This is a genomic window from Streptomyces ardesiacus, assembly GCF_003112575.1.
GTDB classification, from domain to species: Bacteria; Actinomycetota; Actinomycetes; order Streptomycetales; family Streptomycetaceae; genus Streptomyces; species Streptomyces ardesiacus.
The window spans coordinates 308794-327328 of sequence record NZ_BEWC01000001.1; the positions used below are offsets into that span (position 1 = coordinate 308794).

The 18535-nt window shown below is 75.0% G+C and carries 18 protein-coding genes; 13 read left to right on the forward strand and 5 right to left on the reverse strand.

Annotated features, from left to right (window positions below; translation table 11 throughout):
• Positions 1-2: 2 nt before the first annotated feature.
• The 7 genes from Sdi02f_RS01290 (at position 3) to Sdi02f_RS01320 (ending at position 8264) form a co-directional block, all read left to right on the forward strand.
• Positions 3-2393 carry an ATP-binding cassette domain-containing protein gene (locus Sdi02f_RS01290; RefSeq protein ID WP_108932530.1) on the forward strand — a complete coding sequence of 797 codons (2391 nt, stop codon included), beginning with the start codon at positions 3-5 and terminating at the stop codon, positions 2391-2393.
• A gap of 67 nt (positions 2394-2460) precedes the next feature.
• The gene (locus tag Sdi02f_RS01295; RefSeq protein WP_108932531.1) at positions 2461-2979 is read left to right on the forward strand and encodes a helix-turn-helix transcriptional regulator; all 519 of its coding nucleotides are present in this window, start codon (positions 2461-2463) and stop codon (positions 2977-2979) included.
• Positions 2980-2984: 5 nt separating this feature from the next.
• Positions 2985-3404, forward strand: coding sequence for a VOC family protein (locus Sdi02f_RS01300; protein WP_108932907.1), 420 nt, complete (start codon positions 2985-2987; stop codon positions 3402-3404).
• 292 nt (positions 3405-3696) lie between these two features.
• Positions 3697-4497, forward strand: a complete 801-nt coding sequence (locus tag Sdi02f_RS01305; protein ID WP_030400965.1) for an RNA polymerase sigma factor SigF — start codon at positions 3697-3699, stop codon at positions 4495-4497.
• Between the two features lie 139 nt (positions 4498-4636).
• On the forward strand, positions 4637-5575 hold the full coding sequence (locus tag Sdi02f_RS01310; RefSeq protein ID WP_108932532.1) for a hypothetical protein: 939 nt from the start codon (positions 4637-4639) through the stop codon (positions 5573-5575).
• A 173-nt stretch (positions 5576-5748) separates the two neighbouring features.
• Positions 5749-7227 carry an aminotransferase class I/II-fold pyridoxal phosphate-dependent enzyme gene (locus Sdi02f_RS01315; RefSeq protein WP_108932533.1) on the forward strand — a complete coding sequence of 493 codons (1479 nt, stop codon included), beginning with the start codon at positions 5749-5751 and terminating at the stop codon, positions 7225-7227.
• Positions 7224-8264, forward strand: a complete 1041-nt coding sequence (locus Sdi02f_RS01320) for an MBL fold metallo-hydrolase (protein ID WP_030400968.1) — start codon at positions 7224-7226, stop codon at positions 8262-8264. Before Sdi02f_RS01315 ends, Sdi02f_RS01320 begins: the two co-directional genes overlap by 4 nt.
• 24 nt (positions 8265-8288) lie before the next feature.
• Here the strand turns inward: Sdi02f_RS01320 and Sdi02f_RS01325 are convergent, their stop codons facing one another.
• Both Sdi02f_RS01325 and Sdi02f_RS01330 read right to left on the reverse strand, forming a co-directional pair.
• Positions 8289-8915, reverse strand: coding sequence for a DedA family protein (locus Sdi02f_RS01325; protein ID WP_030400969.1), 627 nt, complete (start codon positions 8913-8915; stop codon positions 8289-8291).
• Positions 8912-9685, reverse strand: a complete 774-nt coding sequence (locus tag Sdi02f_RS01330; RefSeq protein WP_167458100.1) for an MBL fold metallo-hydrolase — start codon at positions 9683-9685, stop codon at positions 8912-8914. Before Sdi02f_RS01330 ends, Sdi02f_RS01325 begins: the two co-directional genes overlap by 4 nt.
• 94 nt (positions 9686-9779) lie before the next feature.
• On the opposite strand from Sdi02f_RS01330, the gene Sdi02f_RS01335 reads away from it, so the two are divergent.
• The 4 genes from Sdi02f_RS01335 (at position 9780) to Sdi02f_RS01350 (ending at position 14566) form a co-directional block, all read left to right on the forward strand.
• Positions 9780-10181 (forward strand): hypothetical protein, encoded by a 402-nt coding sequence (locus Sdi02f_RS01335; protein ID WP_030400971.1) that lies wholly within the window; start codon positions 9780-9782, stop codon positions 10179-10181.
• A gap of 115 nt (positions 10182-10296) precedes the next feature.
• Positions 10297-12456, forward strand: coding sequence for a phage holin family protein (locus tag Sdi02f_RS01340; RefSeq protein WP_234334089.1), 2160 nt, complete (start codon positions 10297-10299; stop codon positions 12454-12456).
• A gap of 80 nt (positions 12457-12536) precedes the next feature.
• A complete protein-coding gene (locus Sdi02f_RS01345; protein WP_031083094.1) occupies positions 12537-13937 on the forward strand; it encodes an amino acid permease in 1401 nt (466 codons plus the stop codon).
• A 203-nt stretch (positions 13938-14140) separates the two neighbouring features.
• Positions 14141-14566 (forward strand): OsmC family protein, encoded by a 426-nt coding sequence (locus tag Sdi02f_RS01350; protein ID WP_030400974.1) that lies wholly within the window; start codon positions 14141-14143, stop codon positions 14564-14566.
• 78 nt (positions 14567-14644) lie between these two features.
• On the opposite strand, the gene Sdi02f_RS01355 is transcribed toward Sdi02f_RS01350, so the two are convergent.
• Entirely contained in the window at positions 14645-15823 is a 1179-nt protein-coding gene (locus tag Sdi02f_RS01355) for a hypothetical protein (RefSeq protein ID WP_108932534.1), read from the reverse strand.
• Between the two features lie 195 nt (positions 15824-16018).
• Between Sdi02f_RS01355 and Sdi02f_RS01360 the strand changes: the two genes are divergently transcribed.
• Both Sdi02f_RS01360 and Sdi02f_RS01365 read left to right on the forward strand, forming a co-directional pair.
• Positions 16019-16504, forward strand: coding sequence for a SigE family RNA polymerase sigma factor (locus Sdi02f_RS01360; protein WP_030400976.1), 486 nt, complete (start codon positions 16019-16021; stop codon positions 16502-16504).
• Positions 16501-17310 (forward strand): hypothetical protein, encoded by an 810-nt coding sequence (locus tag Sdi02f_RS01365; protein WP_108932535.1) that lies wholly within the window; start codon positions 16501-16503, stop codon positions 17308-17310. The genes Sdi02f_RS01360 and Sdi02f_RS01365 overlap by 4 nt, the downstream gene beginning before the upstream one ends.
• Before the next feature lie 9 nt (positions 17311-17319).
• Here Sdi02f_RS01365 and narI read toward each other — a convergent pair whose 3' ends face one another.
• Positions 17320-18042, reverse strand: coding sequence for a respiratory nitrate reductase subunit gamma (narI, locus tag Sdi02f_RS01370; protein WP_030400978.1), 723 nt, complete (start codon positions 18040-18042; stop codon positions 17320-17322).
• Positions 18039-18533, reverse strand: a complete 495-nt coding sequence (narJ, locus tag Sdi02f_RS01375; protein ID WP_030400979.1) for a nitrate reductase molybdenum cofactor assembly chaperone — start codon at positions 18531-18533, stop codon at positions 18039-18041. The genes narI and narJ overlap by 4 nt, the downstream gene beginning before the upstream one ends.
• Between the last annotated feature and the right edge of the window lie 2 nt (positions 18534-18535).

Consider the following 18535-nt stretch of genomic DNA (forward strand, 5'->3'; position numbering starts at 1 on the left):
CGATGAGCAGCGCCGAGAGGCCGGGCACGCAGGGGCACGGAGCGCACGTCGCCGACAGCCACGACCTGATCCGTGTGCACGGCGCCCGCGAGAACAACCTCAAGGACGTCAGCGTCGAGATCCCCAAGCGCCGGCTGACCGTGTTCACCGGAGTCTCCGGCTCGGGCAAGAGCTCGCTGGTCTTCAACACGATCGCCGCCGAGTCGCAGCGGCTCATCAACGAGACCTACAGCGCGTTCGTCCAGGGCTTCATGCCCACCCTCGCGCGGCCCGAGGTGGACGTGCTGGAGGGCCTGACCACCGCGATCATCGTGGACCAGCAGCGCATGGGCGCCGACCCCCGCTCCACCGTCGGCACCGCCACCGACGTCAACGCGATGCTGCGCATCCTCTTCAGCCGCCTCGGCGACCCGCACATCGGCCCGCCCAGCGCGTACTCCTTCAACACCGCCTCGGTCCGGGCCAGCGGCGCCATCACCGTCGAACGGGGCAGCAAGAAGGCCGTGAAGGCGACCTTCCAGCGCACCGGCGGCATGTGCACCCACTGCGAGGGCCGCGGCACCGTCTCCGACATCGACCTCACCCAGCTCTACGACGACTCCAAGTCGCTCGCCGAGGGCGCCTTCACCATCCCCGGCTGGAAGTCGGACAGCCAGTGGACCGTGCAGGTCTACGCCCAGTCCGGCTTCGTCGACCCGGACAAGCCGATCCGCGAGTACACGGAGAAGGAGCTGCGGGACTTCCTCTACGGCGAACCGGTCAAGGTGAAGGTCAACGGCGTCAACCTCACCTACGAAGGGCTCATCCCGAAGATCCAGAAGTCCTTCCTGGCCAAGGACAAGGAGGGCCTGCAGCCGCACATCAGGGCCTTCGTGGAGCGGGCCGTCACCTTCACCACCTGTCCCGAGTGCGAGGGCACCCGGCTCAGCGAGGGCGCCCGCTCGTCGCGGATCGGGAAGATCAGCATCGCCGACGCCTGCGCCATGGAGATCCGCGACCTGGCCGAGTGGGTCCGCGACCTGGCCGAGCCCTCGGTCGCCCCGCTGCTCACCGCGCTGCGGGACACCCTCGACTCCTTCGTGGAGATCGGCCTCGGCTACCTCTCCCTCGACCGGCCCGCGGGCACCCTGTCCGGCGGCGAGGCGCAGCGCGTCAAGATGATCCGCCACCTCGGCTCCTCGCTCACCGACACCACCTACGTCTTCGACGAGCCCACCATCGGACTGCACCCCCACGACATCCAGCGGATGAACGACCTGCTGCTGCGCCTGCGCGACAAGGGCAACACGGTCCTCGTCGTCGAGCACAAGCCGGAGGCGATCGCCGTCGCCGACCACGTGATCGACCTCGGCCCCGGCGCCGGCACCGCGGGCGGCACCGTCTGCTTCGAGGGCACCGTCGAGGAACTGCGCGCCGCCGGCACCGTCACCGGCCGCCACCTCGACGACCGGGCCGCCCTCAAGGAGACGGTCCGCAGGCCCACCGGGGCCCTGGAGATCCGCGGCGCCCACACCCACAACCTCCAGGACGTCGACGTGGACGTCCCGCTCGGCGTCCTGTGCGTGGTCACCGGCGTGGCGGGCTCCGGCAAGAGCTCCCTGATCCACGGCTCGCTCCCCGCCGACGCCGACGTCGTCGCGGTCGACCAGAGCCCCATCAAGGGCTCCCGGCGCAGCAACCCGGCGACCTACACGGGACTGCTCGACCCGATCCGCAAGGCCTTCGCCAAGGCCAACGGCGTCAAGCCGGCCCTCTTCAGCGCCAACTCCGAGGGCGCCTGCCCCACCTGCAACGGCGCCGGTGTCGTCTACACCGACCTGGCCATGATGGCCGGCGTGGCCAGTCCCTGCGAGGACTGCGAGGGCAAGCGGTTCCAGCCCGCGGTGCTGGAGTACCGTCTCGGCGGCCGGGACATCAGCGAGGTGCTCGCGATGCCGGTGGACCGGGCCGAGGAGTTCTTCGGCGCGGGTGAGGCGCGCATCCCGGCCGCGCACAGGATCCTCCAGCGGCTCTCCGACGTCGGCCTCGGCTACCTCACCCTCGGCCAGCCGCTGACCACCCTCTCCGGCGGCGAACGCCAGCGGCTCAAGCTGGCCACGCACATGGGCGACAAGGGCGGCGTGTACGTCCTCGACGAGCCCACCACCGGACTGCACCTCGCCGACGTCCAGCACCTGCTCGGCCTGCTCGACCGCCTCGTCGACGCCGGCAAGTCGGTCGTCGTCGTCGAGCACCACCAGGCCGTCATGGCGCACGCCGACTGGATCATCGACCTCGGCCCGGGCGCCGGTCACGACGGCGGCCGGGTCGTCTTCGAGGGCACCCCCGCCGACCTCGTCGCCGGCCGTTCCACCCTCACCGGCCAGCACCTCGCGGCCTACGTCGGAGCCTGACGGCGCCGGGGGCCCACGGCGCCGGAACCGCTACCGGTGGTGTCCGGCGCTGTGGGATCGTGACCGGATGACGACGCTGGAGGACCTGGCCCGGCTGCGCAGGGCCCGCGACCTGATGGACCGCGAGTACGCCGAGCCGCTCGACGTGCCCGCGCTGGCGCGCGTCGCCGTCATGTCGGCGGGCCACTTCTCCCGCAGCTTCCGCGCCGCCTACGGGGAGACGCCGTACAGCTACCTGATGACGCGCCGCATCGAGCGCGCCATGGCGCTGCTGCGGCGCGGCGACATGAGCGTCACCGAGGTCTGCTTCGCGGTCGGCTGTACCTCGCTCGGGTCCTTCAGCTCGCGCTTCACCGAACTGGTCGGCGAGAGCCCGAGCGCCTACCGGGACCGGGACCACTCCGCCGGCGCCGCCATCCCGGCCTGCGTCGCCAAGGTCTGGACCCGGCCGGTCCGCAACGGGGATCCGGGCCGCAACGGGGAACCGGGCCGCAACGGGGAACCGGGCCGCGGCGGCGAGGCGGTCACGCGTGGCGAGCCGGTCAGGAACGGAGAAGCGCCGCCCGCGCCGCCGCCCGTAGCGTGACGCGCATGGACATCACTCTCGCGCAGTGCTTCATAGCCGTCGACGACCCCGACAAGGCGCTCGCCTTCTACCGGGACGTGCTCGGCCTGGAGGTCCGCAACGACGTCGCCTTCGAAGGGATGCGCTGGGTGACGATGGGCTCCCCGGCCCAGCCCGGCGTGGGCATCGTCCTCGAACCCCCGCTCGCCGACCCCAACGCGTCGGCCGCCGACCGGGAGGCCATGGCCGGGCTCCTGGCCAAGGGCCATCTGCGCGGCGTCGTCTTCACCACCGACGACGTCGACGCCACCTTCGAGCACATCCGCGCCGCGGGCGCCGAAGTCCTCCAGGAACCCCTCGACCAGCCCTACGGAGTCCGCGACTGCGCCTTCCGCGACCCGGCCGGCAACATGCTCCGCTTCGGCCGGCCGCGTCAGAAGGGCTGAGAATTCGGGTGTTTGCCGCGGGGAACAGGGGGCAGGTGCAAGTCCAGTGCTTCGGACAGGAGGCACGTCCGTGGGAGCGGCGCGATGGTCGCCCCGGACGCGTCCGGGGCGGAGCCGGACGTCCTCCCGCGGTGACCGCCCCGACCCCAGGGCCGCGTCGTCGTACCGGTGCCGCCCGCGTCACGTGCCGGAGGCCGTCCGCATCCCGGGCGCCTCCCGTGCCGACCACACCGACCGGACCGTCGTCCGGTGCGACGGCGGGACCCCGCGCTCCGAGGAGTTGCGACGCACCATGCCGATCCACGCCAGTGTGAAGCACCCGCACGACGACGCCCCCGACACGGCCGACGCCTTCCGCCGGCTCGCCAGTCTCCCCGACGGTCCCGAGCGCGACGCGGTCCGCGACCGGATCGTCGAGGCCTGGCTGCCCATGGCCGAACGACTGGCGGGACGGTTCCGCAGCCGCGGCGAGAGCTACGAGGACCTGCGCCAGGTCGCCGCCCTCGGCCTGGTCAAGGCCGTGGACCGCTACGACCCCGAACTCGGCAACGCCTTCGAGAGCTACGCCGTGCCGACCGTCACCGGTGAGATCAAGCGCCACTTCCGCGACCACATGTGGACGCTGCACGTACCGCGCCGGGTCCAGGAACTGCGCAACCGCGTGCGCTTCGCCCGCCAGGAGCTGTCCCAGACCGTCTCCGGGCGCGCGCCCACCGTCGCCGAGATCGCCGAGCACGCCGAACTCAGCGAGGAGGACGTACGGACCGGCCTGGAGGCGCTGGAGAGCTTCACCGCGCTGTCCCTGGACGCCGAACTGCCCGGCAGCGAGGACGGCTACTCGCTGGGCGACGCGCTCGGCGGCCCCGACCCGGCCCTCGACACGGTCGTGGACCGCGAGTCCGTCAAGGGCCGGCTGGCCGCCCTGCCGCCGCGCGAACGCGCCATCCTCTACATGCGCTTCTTCGACGACATGACGCAGAGCCGCATCGCCGAACAGCTCGGCATCTCCCAGATGCACGTCTCCCGGCTGATCAGCCGCTGCTGCGACCGGGTGCGGGAGCAGGTCCTGCGGGACCCGGACCCGGGGGCGTGAAACCCCGGGCTCACCCGCCCGGACGCCCCGTTCGCGCGAACGGCGCACGGTGACGGGCGGCCCCGGGCCGGGCGGGCTGTGATGGCCGAGGGGCGCGAGTGCAGTGCCCCGCAAGCCGTCGCTCGAAGGAGCCCGTCCCATGCGCCGCACCGCCCGCGCCCTGTCCGTCGCCGTCCTGGCCAGTGCCGCCCTCGGTGTCTGCGCGGGGACCGGCGCGGCCGACCCGGGCGTCCCACCGCCGCCCGCCGACGCCGGGCAGCCCGTGGCGCCGTCGGCCGGCGACGACGCGGGCGCCGTACCACCGCCGTCCGCCGGGGAGGCCGTCCCGCCGTCCGCCGGACAGGCCGCCGCCCGGGTCAGTCCGGCGGACGCGGCCCCGGGCGACACCGTCACCGTCTCGGTCTCGTGCGGCCCGACCGGCGGGTCCGCGCCGGCCAGTCTCGACGCCACCTCGGCGGCCTTCGAGGAGGGCACCGTCACGCTGCGCAAGGTGGCGGACGACGGGGGGACCGCGTCCGGGCCGACCTACCGCGGTACGGCGCGCGTGGCCACCGCCGGGGACTTCGCGGCCGAGCCGGGCGACCCGGGCGCCGCGGACCCGGAGGGCGCCGTCGGCACCGAGGACTGGGCGGAGCCGGAGGAGTCCGCCGGGGCCGCCGACGACTGGACCGTCGACGGAGCCTGCCCGGACGCCTCGGGCGGCGAGGGCGGCGCCCCCTGGAGCACGACGATGAAGGTGCCGGAGGAGAGCGGCGCCGGTGCCGGCGCCGGGACCGGGAAGCCGGCGTGCCGGGAAACGACCGCTCCCCGCGCGGGGGGCGACACGCACGCCACGCCCTGCGCCCCCACCAAGCCCGCCTGCCCCGAACCCACGGCGGCTCCGCACGACGGATCCGCCTCCCGGGGCACGCCCTGCGGCGGCGGGACGGCGGAGCACGGGGTGCGGGCCGGTACGGGCGGGACCTTCGGCGACTCGGTCCCCGCCCTGGTCGCCGGCGGTCTCCTGATCGCGGGCGCGTGCGGCGCGGCCGCGCACCGGCTGCGGCTGCACCTGCGCGGGGAGACCGGGAAGCACTGACCCCGCACGGGGGCCGGCCCCGCCTGTGACACGCACAACCCGAGCCGGAGCCATGACGGGGCGGCCCGGTGGGTACGGGGATCAACGACGCGAGCGGGCACCAGCGCCCGACGGGACAGGACCGGAGACCGCCCACGGCAAGGACAGCCGGCACGAACCGCGCGGAGGCACGCATGCGGCACACGGACCCCGACGGCCCGGTCCCGGGCACGCACGGCCGGGGCGAGGGGTCCGGCGGCGCGGAGAGGGCCGCCGACGGCCGCACCGCGGGTGCCGGGGGGCCGGGCGGCCCCGGCCCGGGTTCCCGCCACCGGGGCGGGGAGCCCGGCGGCCCGGCCACGGCTCACGACGGCGCGGCCCCGGTCCCCGGGGCCCCGGGTGCCGAACCCGGCGGTCCTTCCGGGGCGGGCCGTCCCGACGCCGTGGGGCACGGTCCCGTGCGGTTCGGGCCGGACTTTCCCGGCGACGGGCTGCCGGTGCTGCCCGAGGTGGCGGCCGTGCTCGCCGCCGCGGGCGGCCGGGCGCACGGAGAGCCGGCCGGGGGCGGCGCCGCCCTCCTGGAGGCCGCCGGCGGCTACTGGGAGCGGCGGGGGCTGGCCACCGGCCCCGGTCACCTCGCCGCGGCACCCGGCGCGGGGGTCCTGCTGCTCGCGCTGACCGCCGCCCTGGGCGGCGACGTCCTGGTGCCGCGCCCCTGCGCCGCCTGGTGGGCGCCGTACGCACGACTGCTGGGCCGGCCCGTCTTCCACGTACCGACGCCGGCCGAGTCCGGCGGGGTGCCCGACCCGTACGCCCTCCTGGAGACCGTCCGCCGGGTCCGCGCCGAGGGCGGCGATCCCCGCCTGCTCGTGCTGTCCGTCGCCGACGACCCCACCGGCACCGTCGCCCCGCCCGACCTGCTGCACGAGACCGTCGAGGCCGCCGCCGCCGAGGGACTGCACCTGATCAGCGACGAGACCTGGCGCGACACCCTGCACGACCCGCACGCCACCGTGATCCTCAGCCCCGCCGAGATGCTGCCCGAGCGGGTCACCGTCGTCACCGACCTGGCCGGTGCGCTGCTTCCGCCCGCCTGGCCGGCCGCCGTCGCCCGCTTCCCCGCCGGCGCCGCCGGCCACGGCCTGCACGCGCGCGTGCTCGACGTGCTCACCGCGCTCGGCGCCCGCGTCGCGGCCCCCGTCGCCGCCGCGGCCGGGTACGCGCTCGACGAACCCGAGCCGGTCACCGCCCGCCGCGCGGCCGCCGTACGCCTGCACGCGCGCCTGGCCGCCGCCGTGCACGCGACCGTCGTCGCCGCCGGTGCCACCGCCCGGCCCCCGCAGGCCGGCCGCCACCTGTACGCCGACCTGGGCCCGCTGCGCGACGCGCTCGGCGCCGAGGGGGTCGGCGACGCCCAGGAACTGGAGGACTTCCTCACCGCCCGGCTCGGCATGCCCGCCCCGGGCGGCCACCGCTTCGGCGACGACCTGCCCGCCCTGCGCGTCCGGCTCGCCACCGGCCCCCTGCTCGGCACGGGCGCCGACGAGCGGCGGGCGGAGGACCTCCTGGCCCCGGACCCGTTGGAACTGCCACACGTGCAACGCGCGTTGACCGCTCTGAAGTCGGTCTTCGACGGTCTCCGCGACGCTCAGCGATGGGAGCCCCCTCGATGACGCAGCAGCCCCGGTCGACCACGGGCACCCCCCCGTCCGCCGAGAACACCGGCACGGCCCCCGCCCACCCGCCGCTCGCCGCGCCCCGGCCGCCCGCCGAGCACCGGGTGTGGCCGCGGACCTTCCACGACCGGCTGACCGCGCCGCTGCCCGGCCTCAAGGCCTTCGCCAGATTCGCCCGCGAGGGAGCGGTCAGACCCGGCCCCGCCGGACTCGCCGACATCCCGAGGCTGCCCCACGCCCCCGGCCCGCTGCCCCGCGTGGACGCGCGCACCGTCGCCGTCACCTGGGCCGGACACGCGAGCTGGGTGCTACGGATCGGCGGCCTCACCGTGCTCACCGACCCGGTCTGGTCCCGCCGGATCCTCGGCACCCCGGCCCGGATCACACCCGTCGGCGTCCCGTGGGGCGACCTGCCCCGCGTCGACGCCGTCGTCATCAGCCACAACCACTACGACCACCTGGACGCCCCCACCCTGCGCCGGCTCCCGCGCGACACCCCCGTGCTCGTGCCCGCCGGTCTCGGCCGCTGGTTCCACCGCCGCCGCTTCACCCGGGTCACCGAGCTGGACTGGTGGGAGGCGACCGAGCTGGACGGGGTCCGGTTCGACTTCGTCCCGGCCCACCACTGGTCCAAGCGCAGCCTCACCGACACGTGCCGCACCCTGTGGGGCGGCTGGGTGCTCACCGACCCCGACGGCCGACGCGTCTACTTCGCCGGCGACACCGGGTACGGCCACTGGTTCACCCGCATCGGCCGCCGCTACCCCGGCATCGACCTCGCCCTGCTCCCCATCGGCGCCTACGACCCCCGCTGGTGGCTCCGCGACGTGCACTGCGACCCGGAGGAGGCGGTACGGGCCGCCCAGGACGTCGGCGCGCGCCACATGGCGCCGATGCACTGGGGCACCTTCGTCCTGTCCGCGGAACCGGTCCTGGAACCCCTCACCCGGGTACGCGCCGCCTGGCAGCGGGCGGGTCTGCCCCGCGAACGCCTGTGGGACCTGCCCGTCGGCGGCTCCCGGGTACTGGAATGACGCCCCCGGCCGGTCCGCGCCGGCCTACGCCTTCGCCGGCCTCCGCAAGCGCCGCCACAGCCCCGGTGCCGCGCCGACCAGCACCGTGAGGACGATCGCCGCGGCCACGCCCTCCCACGGCTCGCTGAACAGCGCGCCGCTGAGGATCCCGATGAGCTGGTACGTCACCGCCCAGGCCAGGCAGGCCGGCAGGTTGCCCCGGGCGAAGCGGCGCAGCGGCCACTTCGCCAGCAGACAGGCCAGCATCACCGGAATCCGGCCGGCCGGCACCAGCCGGGACAGCACCAGCACCGCCACGTCGTGCTCGGCGAGTTTCTCCTGCGCCTGCTCCAGCCGGTCCTGCGGCGCCCGCGACCGGATCGCCTCCAGCCAGCGCGAGCCGTTCTTCGAACCGACCCCGCGCCGGCCCAGCCAGTACAGCGCCATGTCCCCGCAGAACGCGGCCAGCGACGCCGTCACGAACACCATCAGCAGGGCGAACGGCAGCGTCTGGTGCATCGCCACCACCGCCGCCGAACTGACCAGCGCGCCCGTCGGCACCACGGGCACCAGCGCCCCGATCAGCACGAGCAGGAACAGCGACGGATAGCCGAGTGCCTGCTGCGTCGGCTCCGTGGGTATGTCCAGCGTCGCGGCCGCCAGCCAGCTCACCGCGCGACCTCCACCCGCACGCTCTCGCCGTGCCCCAGCCGGTGCACCGCCACTCCCGGCGCGCGCAGCGCAGACAGGCGCACGAACTCCTCGCCCGGCGTGTGGAACTCGTGGGGGCGCACGGCGTCCATCCCGATCGGCCAGTACGTGCCGTAGTGCACCGGCACCGCCGTGCGCGGCGCCAGCCGGGCCAGCGCCTCGGCCGCCCGTCCCGCGTCCAGGTGCTCCGGGCCCAGGTAAGGGCCCCAGCCGCCCACCGGCAGCAGCGCCGCGTCGACCGGCCCGACCTCCTTCTCCATGGCGTCGAACAGACCGGTGTCCCCCGCGAAGTACGTCCGGGCCTCGCCCTCGACGACGTACCCGAGCGCGGGGGCGCGGTGCCGTCCGACCGGCAGCCGCCGCCCGTCGTGCCGCGCGGGCACCGCCCGTACCCGCAGGTCGCCGACGGTCGTCTCGTCACCCGGCGCCACCTCGGTCAGCTCCAGGTGCCCGAGCCGGCGCAGCCCCGGCACCGCACGGCGTGCGCCCCGGGGCACGAGCAGGCGCGTGCCCGGCGCGAGCCGCGCGAGCGACGGCACATGGAGGTGGTCGGCGTGCAGGTGGGACACGAGCGCCACGTCCGCGCGCCAGGCCTCCGGCGGCGGCACCGCCCCCCGCCTGCGGCGCAGGTGGGCGAGCCGGCGTACGAACAGGGGATCGGTCAGCACGCGGACGTCCGAGTCCTCGACCGTGCAGGTGGCGTGACCCCACCACGTGAGCTCCACCGGCACCTCTTTGCCTCCTTCGCGCGACTCCCCGCAGCCTACGTCCAGGAGTAGGGTCGGCGGCGAAAACGGGAGGTGACGGGAGGTGAGGGGGGACCCCATGGGGCCGGTGCGGGTGACGGCGATCGCGAGTCTGACGCCACTGGAACAACTGGACGACGATCCCTTCCTGGTCGACTCCCGCAGCCAGCACGCCATGTGCGCCCGCTGGGCGGCGGAGCACGGCTACGTCGTCGCCCGGCAGCTCCTGGTGCGCCGGCTGCGGCACGACCACGACGCCCTGTGGGACGGGGTGAGCCCCGGGCAGGACCTGTTCGTGGCGCCCAGCCGCCGGGTGCTGGAGAGCGCGCTGTCCTCCGTCGAGGACTTCACCGCGGAGTGCGCGCGGCGCGGCGTCCGCGTCGAGACCGTGGGCCGGGCGGAGCCGTCGTACGACGCCCGGATGAAGGCGTGCGTGCACCGCAGGCTCTCGATGCCGACGGCCGGCTACGACGGCCGCTGACCACGGCCCGGGGGGTGAACCGGACCCGGGGGGACAAACGGGCACTCCTGAGCGTTGTGGCAGGGTGGGGAGGGCCCGCACGGACGACGGGCCGGGGACGTGAGGTGTGCGGGACGTGAGCGGAGGCCGTTGGCGCCGGGTCGCCAGTCAGATCGGGCGGAGTGTCGCGGTGTGGGCCGTGTCCACCCTCACCATGCTCGTGCTCGCCGGGATCCTGCCGGACTTCCGGCTCCAGTCGCCCGACGGCGACAGCGCCACCGACATCGCCATCACCGCCGCGGTCGGCGCCGGCGCCTTCGGTCTGCTCTCCGCGCTGGTCTGGCCGCTCATGGTCCGCCTGCTGCTCCTGGTGCCGGCCCTCGTCCTCGGCCTGCTGGTCTTCTTCCTCAACGGCGGGCTGCTGCTCCTCGCGATCGACGTCAACCCGGCCGGACGCGGCGGTGTCGCCCCCGAGACGGCGGTCGTGGTGGCCGCCGTCATGTCCGCCGTCGCCTCCGCCACCGGCGGCGCCCTGGCCGTGCGCGACGACGACGCCTACCGGCGCCGCCTCTACCGCCTCGCCGACCGCCGCCGCAGATCCGGGCCGCCCTGCCCGGCGGCCCCCGGCACCGTCTTCCTGCAACTGGACGGCGTCGGCCACGACGTCCTGCGGGACGCCGTCGACCGCGGCGTCATGCCCACCGTCGCCCGCTGGCTCGGCCGCGACGGCGCGTCCGCCACCCACCGGCTCGACCCGTGGCGCACCGACTGGTCCAGCCAGACCGGCGCCAGCCAGCTCGGCATCCTGCACGGCAGCAACCACGACGTCCCCGCCTTCCGCTGGTACGAGAAGGACACCGGCGAGGTCATGGTCAGCAACCGCCCGACCAGCGCCGCCGAACTCCAGTACCGCGCCGTGCGGCGCACCGGCGACGGCGGGCTCCTCAGCCTCGACGGCGCCAGCCGCGGCAACCTGTTCGGCGGCGGCGCCGACGAGCAGGCCCTCGTGCTGTCCATAGCCGCCCGCCGCCGCAGCCGCGAGACCCGCTCCCGGGCCGGCTACTTCGCCTACTTCTCCGACCCGGCCAACGCCGTGCGCACCGCGATGTCCTTCGTCGCCGAGGTGTGCCGGGAGATCGGCCAGTCCACCCGCGCCCGCCTGCACAAGGTGCGCCCGCGCGTCTCCCGCGGCGGCCTCTACCCCTTCGTCCGCGCCTTCGCGACCGTCGTCGAGCGCGACGTCGTCGTCGCCGCGGTGATGGGCGACATGCTCGCGGGCCGCACCGCCGTCTACGCCGACCTGGTGGCCTACGACGAGGTCGCCCACCACTCCGGTCCGGGCAGCCGCGACGCCGCCAAGGTCCTCGGGCGGCTCGACCGGGCCCTCGCCCTGATCGAGAAGGTCGCCGAGCACGCCCCCCGCCCGTACCGGATCGTGGTCCTGTCCGACCACGGCCAGAGCCCCGGCGAGACCTTCCGCTCCCGCTACGGCCTGACCCTCGCCGATCTGGTGCGGGCCGGCTGCGGACTGCCGGTGCCGCGCAGCGCCCGGCGCACCCGCAGCGGCGCCGAGGCGCGCAACACCGTACGCGCGGCGCTGCACCGCCCCGTCGAGGAGGGAGCCGAGCAGCAGCGGCCCGCCGACACCCCCACCGGCCGCCGCTCCGAGCCGATCGTGCTGGCCTCCGGCAACCTGGGCCTGGTCTCCTTCCCGGACGTGCCGCACCGGATGACCCGGGAGGAGATCGACGCCCGCCACCCCGCCCTGCTGCCGACCCTCGCCAACCACCCCGGCATCGGCTTCCTGCTGGTGCGCAGCGCCGAACACGGCGGTGTCGTGCTCGGCGCGCACGGCGCCGAGGTGCCCCTGGACCGGCTCGACGAGGACCCCGGGCCGCTCGCCCCCTTCGGCCCCGGCGCCGCCGACGCCGTGCGCCGCACCCACACCTTCCCGCACACCGCGGACATCATGGTCAACTCCTTCCACGACCCGTCCGACGGCGAGGTCCTCGCCTTCGAGGAGCAGATCGGCTCCCACGGCGGACTCGGCGGCGCCCAGTCGCACGCCTTCCTGCTGTCCCCGACCGTGCTGTCCGCACCGGCCGGCCGGGGCGAGGAGATCGTCGGCGCCGAGCAGGTCCACCGGGTGCTCCGCCACTGGCTGCGCGAGTCGAACGGCCCCCAGGTGCCGGTGGGGGCCGAGGCGGGGGTGGAGGCGGAGGATCCACGGCCGAACGTCGTCAAGGGCGCACCATTTCCCGTCGCCGACGGCTTCGTACAGGACAAAAGCGCCTGATTTGGAGGGGTGCGGGACCGTGCCCGACCATGGGCGGGTCCGGCGATCCCGGACCCGTTCCATGAGAGGCGCACCACCCCATGCACGTCACCGGGACCGTCCCCCCACCGGCTCCGGAACCGCGGGAGACCCCTGCGGCCCCCGCATCCGGCAGCACCCGGCACGCCCGCCGCTTCGGGCTCCCCGTCGCCACCGCCCTGGTCATGGGCAACATCATCGGCGGCGGCATCTTCCTGCTCCCGGCCTCCGTCGCCCCCTTCGGCACCGTCAGCCTGCTCGCCTTCGGCGTCCTGACCGTCGGCGCCGTCGCGCTCGCCCTGGTCTTCGGCCGGCTCGCCGCCCGCGACCCGCGCACCGGCGGCCCCTACGTCTACGCCCGCGGGGCCTTCGGCGACTTCGCCGGGTTCCTCGCCGCCTGGGCGTACTGGATCACCACCTGGGTGTCCAACGCGGCGCTGGCCGTCGCCGCCGTCGGCTACCTCGACGTCCTGATCCCGGTCGGCGACCACCGCTGGACGGCGTGCCTGGCCGCGCTCGTCATCCAGTGGCTGCCCGCGCTCGCCAACTTCGCCGGCACCCGCTACGTGGGCGCCGTGCAGCTCGTCTCCACCGTGCTGAAGTTCGCGCCGCTGCTGCTCGTCGCGGTCGGCGGGCTGTTCTTCTTCGACAGCGGCAACCTCGGCCCGTTCAACGCCACCGGCGGCAGCGGCATCGGCGCCGTCTCCGCCGCCGCCGCGATCCTCCTCTTCTCCTACCTGGGCGTGGAGTCCGCCGCCGTCAGCGCCGGCGAGGTCAAGGACCCCCGCCGCACCGTGGGCCGGGCCACGGTCATCGGCACCGCGGGCGCCGCCCTCGTCTACCTCCTCGGCACCCTCTCCGTCTTCGGCACCGTCGCCCACGACCGCCTGGTCACCTCCTCGGCGCCCTTCTCGGACGCCGTGAACGCCATGTTCGGCGGTGCCTGGGGCGGCTGGGCCGTCGCGCTGGCCGCCCTGGTGTCGATGACCGGCTGCCTCAACGGCTGGACCCTGCTCAGCGCCCAGACCCCGTACGCGGCGGCCAAGGACGGCCTCTTCCCGGTCGTGTTCGCCCGCAAGCGGCGCGGTGTCCCCACCGTCGGCGTCGGCGTCACCGTCGTCCTCGCCTCGCTGCTCACCGTCTACAACTACACGTCCGGCTCGGCGAAGGTCTTCGAGGTCCTCGTCCTCGTCACCACCTTCACCGCCACCGTGCCCTACCTGCTGGCCACGGCCGCCCAGCTCTTCCACCTGCTGTCCGGACAGGGCGAGCGGGTCGACCGCGCGCGGCTGGTGCGGGACGGCGTGATCGCCTCGGTCGCGGCGGCCTTCTCCCTGTGGCTCGTCGCGGGCGCCGGCTACGCGGCGGTCTACCAGGGCGTGCTGTTCCTCTTCGCGGGTGTGCTCGTGTACGCGGTGATGGCGGCCCGCAGGCGCCGCGCGCAGACGCCCACCGCGCCGTGACGCGGCTGCGCGGGGAGACGAGGGGCGCGCACCCCTGGCCGGTCACCTCCCGTCCCCCGAGGAGCCCCCGCGCGCAGGCCGCCGTCGCCCGGGGGCCGGTCTTCCGGGTGGGCCGGGCCGGAGTGTGATCGGATGGGGGGTGGGAACCCGGCCGCGGGCTCCCACCCCCCCAGTACAGCAAGAGAATTCGAGAGGAACCCGCCGTGGCAACCACGCGCTCCGCACACACCGTCTGGGAAGGCAACCTGCTCGAGGGCAACGGTGTCGTCACCTTCGACTCGTCCGGCATCGGCGAGCAGCCGGTGTCGTGGCCGTCGCGCGCCGAGCAGGCGAACGGCAGGACCAGCCCCGAAGAGCTGATCGCCGCCGCCCACTCGAGCTGCTTCTCCATGGCCCTGTCGAACGGCCTGGCCGGTGCCGGCACCCCGCCCACCAAGCTCACCACCTCCGCCGACGTCACCTTCCAGCCCGGCGAGGGCATCACGGGCATCCACCTCACCGTGGAGGGCACCGTCCCCGGCCTCGACAACGACGCGTTCGTCGCCGCCGCCGAGGACGCCAAGAAGAACTGCCCGGTCAGCCAGGCCCTGACCGGCACGACCATCACCCTGTCGGCCAAGCTGGCCTGACCCCGGCGGTCCGTCCGCCGGCGTCCCCGTGCCCTCCCGCACGCAACGTGTGCGGGAGGGCACGGGCGTCCCGTCAGGTCAGCGCCCGCCGGTCAGCAGCACCGGCGTGGGCAGGCTGCCGCCCGCCTCCTCGTACCCCACGGCCGTGACGCCCCCCGGGGTCCAGGCCACCCCGGTCAGGTACCGGCCGCTGTCCGTACCGCCCGACGGCACGGACAGCTCCGACCACCGGCCGTGGCGCAGCCGCATCACGTACGGTGTGCCGTCCGGCCGCTCCCCGGCCACCACCACGCCGGCGGGCGCGAGCGTCAGGTCGTTCACGCGCCCGGCGCCGGCGGGCGTCCGCACCTGCCTCCAGGAACGGCCGTCCCAGTGCGCGAGCAGGGCGTGCCCCGGGTCCTCGTCGTCCGCCAGCTTCCGGCCCGCCGCCCAGACGTCGTCGGCCCCGCGGGCCTCCAGGTCGACGAGTTCGCCGTTGACCCCGTCGTAGGGAACCGGCACGCGGGACCAGGAGACGCCGTCGTAGTGCAGCATCGCCGGCCGGTCCTCGGAGGTGTAGCCGGACACCCACACGTCGTCCTCGGCGACGGCGGTGACGGAGTAGGTCCACAGCGAGGCGGCGTCCGGCACGGGCACGAGGTGCCACGCCTCGCCGTCCCAGTGCTCCACCACGGCCTCCGCGTGCGTCTCCTGGGTCGTCCCCCCGGGCTTGCCCGGAGTGGGCACCTCGCTGTCGACGACGATGAGCCAGCCGACCGCCCACACGTCGTCCAAGGCCCGTGCCGACACGTCCAGCAGTCCGGCGCCGGCGAACCTCTTGCCCTCCGGCGCCGGTGCGTCGACCACCCGCCACTCGGTGCCGTCCCAGTGCTGGGTGAGGAAGGCCCCCCGCGACTCCTCGTACTGGCCGACCATCCAGGCGTCGTCCTGGGACACGGCGCTGATCTGGCCGATCTGGCCGGAGCGGTCGGCGAAGGCCGGCATCGGCAACCTGCGCCAGGACCGCTCACCGTCGTCGCGGGTCAGCAGCAGCGGCGTCCTGGGCCGGGTCCTGCCCTCCTCGCCGACCCCCACTCCGTAGGCCCAGGTGGTGTCGCCGTCCACCCGGGTGACGCCGGTGAGCGCGGCGTCGCCCACCCCCGTCAGGTCCGCGGCCAGCCACCGTGCGTCGGCGTGTGCCGTGGCGGCCGAGACGGTGACCACGGCCAGGGCCAGGGCCGCGACGGCGGTCGTCGTGCGTGCGCGTGCTCCACTCATGCTGGGTTCTCCCGCTGCGTTCTCGGTGTTCGACGTCTGCACTCCTTCTCAATGAGGTGGTGGGGGCGGGACGTTGCGGCGTCCGGCGACTTCCGCCGCCCGATCCGCCGGTCCGGGCCGCAACCGGGAGGGCGTGCCGGCGCACTTGAAGGGTGAGACCGTCCGCGCGCGCGGACGGGGAAAGGGGGGGGCGGGGTGGAGCGCGGTGAGGACGCGTTGCACGACTTCGTCCGCGACAGACGCCTGGCGCTCTTCCGGAGCGCCTTCCTGATGTGCGGCAACCGCGACGAGGCGGAGGACCTCGTGCAGACGACCCTCGTCAAGGTGGTTCTCGGCTGGCGGCGGCTGCGGAGGCTGGACAACGTCGAGGCCTACGCCCGCAAGACGCTGTTCAACACGTTCATCGAGGGCAGGCGCCGGTTCTGGCGGCGTGAGCACGCCTACGGGGAGATGCCCGACCGGGCCGCCCCCGAGTCCGACTCGGAGACCGGGATGGTGGTGCGCGCGGCGCTGGCCCGCCTCACACCGCGGCAGCGGGCGGTGCTGGTGCTGCGCTACTGGGAGGACCAGAGCGTCGAGGCGACGGCCGCGGTGCTCGGCATGCGGGAGAACACGGTGAAGAGCCACACGGCCCGCGGGCTGGCGGCCCTGCGCGCCCAGGTGGGGAAGGAGCTGGTATGAGCGACGCCGGACACGACGAGGTGCGCGACCTGCTCGCCCGGGCCGCCGAGGGGGCCGGCCCTCCCTCGTTCGGCGCGGCGGCGGTGTTCGCCGAGGCGTCCCGAGTGCGCCGAAGGCGCCGGGCGGTGGTGGCCGGCGGGGTGCTGGCCCTCGTGGCCGGGGCGCTGACCACCGTGTCCGCCCTGCCCCCGGGCGAGGCGGACCGGCCCTCCGCCCTGTCCTCCCCTTCCGCCCCTCCGGAGCACACCGGGCTGACCGGCGGTTCCGGGCGGGAGGAGAGGCTCGCGGGGCTGCTGCCCGCCGGCGCCGGGGAGGTCGAGGAGGTCTCCTGGGCCGTGCTGCTGAAGGGCGCGGACCTGGCGGGCGCCACGAGCGGGGAGTCGCGGGGCGCCCTGGACGGCGAGTACGCCGTCCACCGGCCCGACGGCGTCGGCTACCTCGGGGTCGCCCTGCGCGACCAGAGGTACGCCGGGGCCAAGTTCCCGGACGAGAAGGACCCCGCGGCCGACCTCTGCGCGCGCACCGGGTCCGGGGCCCCGCGCGCGGACTGCGTGCGCGAGGAACTGGCCGGCGGCCGGGTGCTGACCGTGTGGCGGCCGTCGCGGGAGCACGAGGAGGGAGGCGTGGAGTGGGGCGAGGAACTGACCGGCCGGCTCGCGCTCCCCGACGGCCGGGTCCTGGTCGTCCGCGACAGCGCCGGCTACCGCGGCCCCGGGCAGCTCGGCCCGCCGCTGCGGACCCCGCCCCTGACCCGGGAGCAGTTGCGCGCCCTGATGCTGCGGCCGGAACTGGTGGCGGGGCGGTAGCCGCGCGGGTCAGGAGCCCGCGCGCTCCCAGCCCCGCCGGTCCGGGCGCGGCCCCAGCTGCCGGGGGTCGCGCGACCGGTAGACCACGTACGGGCGGGTCAGGTACTGCAGGGGCGCGCTGAACATGTGCACCAGCCGGGTGTAGGGCACCAGGGCGATCAGCACCATCCCGACCACCGCGTGCACGTGGTACAGCACCGGCACGCCCTCCATCAGGTCCGTCCGCGGGTTCAGCGTGAACAGGCTGCGCGCCCAGGGGGCGATGGTGCTGCGGTAGTCGTAGCCGTTGCCGGAGGTGTCGGAGAGCTTGGCGATCATGCCCAGCAGCAGGGCGCCGAGGAGGAAGACGTACATGAGCTTGTCGTTGGCCGTGGTGGCGCGGAAGACCGGTGCGTTGGTGCGGCGCCGGTAGACCAGGACGGCGATCCCGGCGACCGCGAGGACCCCGGCGAGGGTGCCGCCGTAGAGCGAGAACAGGTGGTAGGCGTGCTCGTCGATGCCGATCGACCGCGTCCAGGACGCCGGGACGAACAGGCCGATCAGGTGGCCGGCGAGCACGAAGAGGATGCCGTAGTGGAAGACCGGCGAGGCGATGTTGAGCAGCTTGGACTCGTAGACCTGCGAGGAGCGGGTCGTCCAGCCGAAGCGGTCGTAGCGGTGCCGCCAGACCAGGCCCGCGATCAGCAGCGCGAAGGCGGCGTAGGGCAGGACGCCCCACAGGAAGACGTTCATCGGCGGGCTCCGGTCGGTGCGGGCGGCAGGGTGGCGCACACGGCGTCCAGGACGCACGCGTAGGGCGTGCCGAAGGCGGTGAGGCGGGAGCGGAGCTGGTCCAGGGCGTCGCGGTGCTCGGTGAGCATGGTCAGGTCCCCGGTGCGGGAGGCGAACTCCAGGACGGCCGGCAGGAAGTCCGGCAGCTCCTCCCCGGTGAACTCCAGGCCGTGCCGCCGGTACAGCTCCTTGAAGCGGACCAGGGACATTCCCCGGTTGCGGGTGTCGCCGTCGGTCCACCAGCTCAGGTACAGGCTGTGCCGGTTCCTGAAGTCGAAGACCTCCACGTAGTGCGCCTGGAGCGCGTCCTGTCCGGTCACCGCCGCGTGGTCGGTGAAACCGCGCAGTTGCGGGGCCGCCTCGCGCAGCAGGGGCAGTCGGGCACGGAAGTCGTCGTCGGGATACGTCAGACAGAGCGCCGCCGCCTGGTGGAGCACCTCGAAGCCGGGCATCG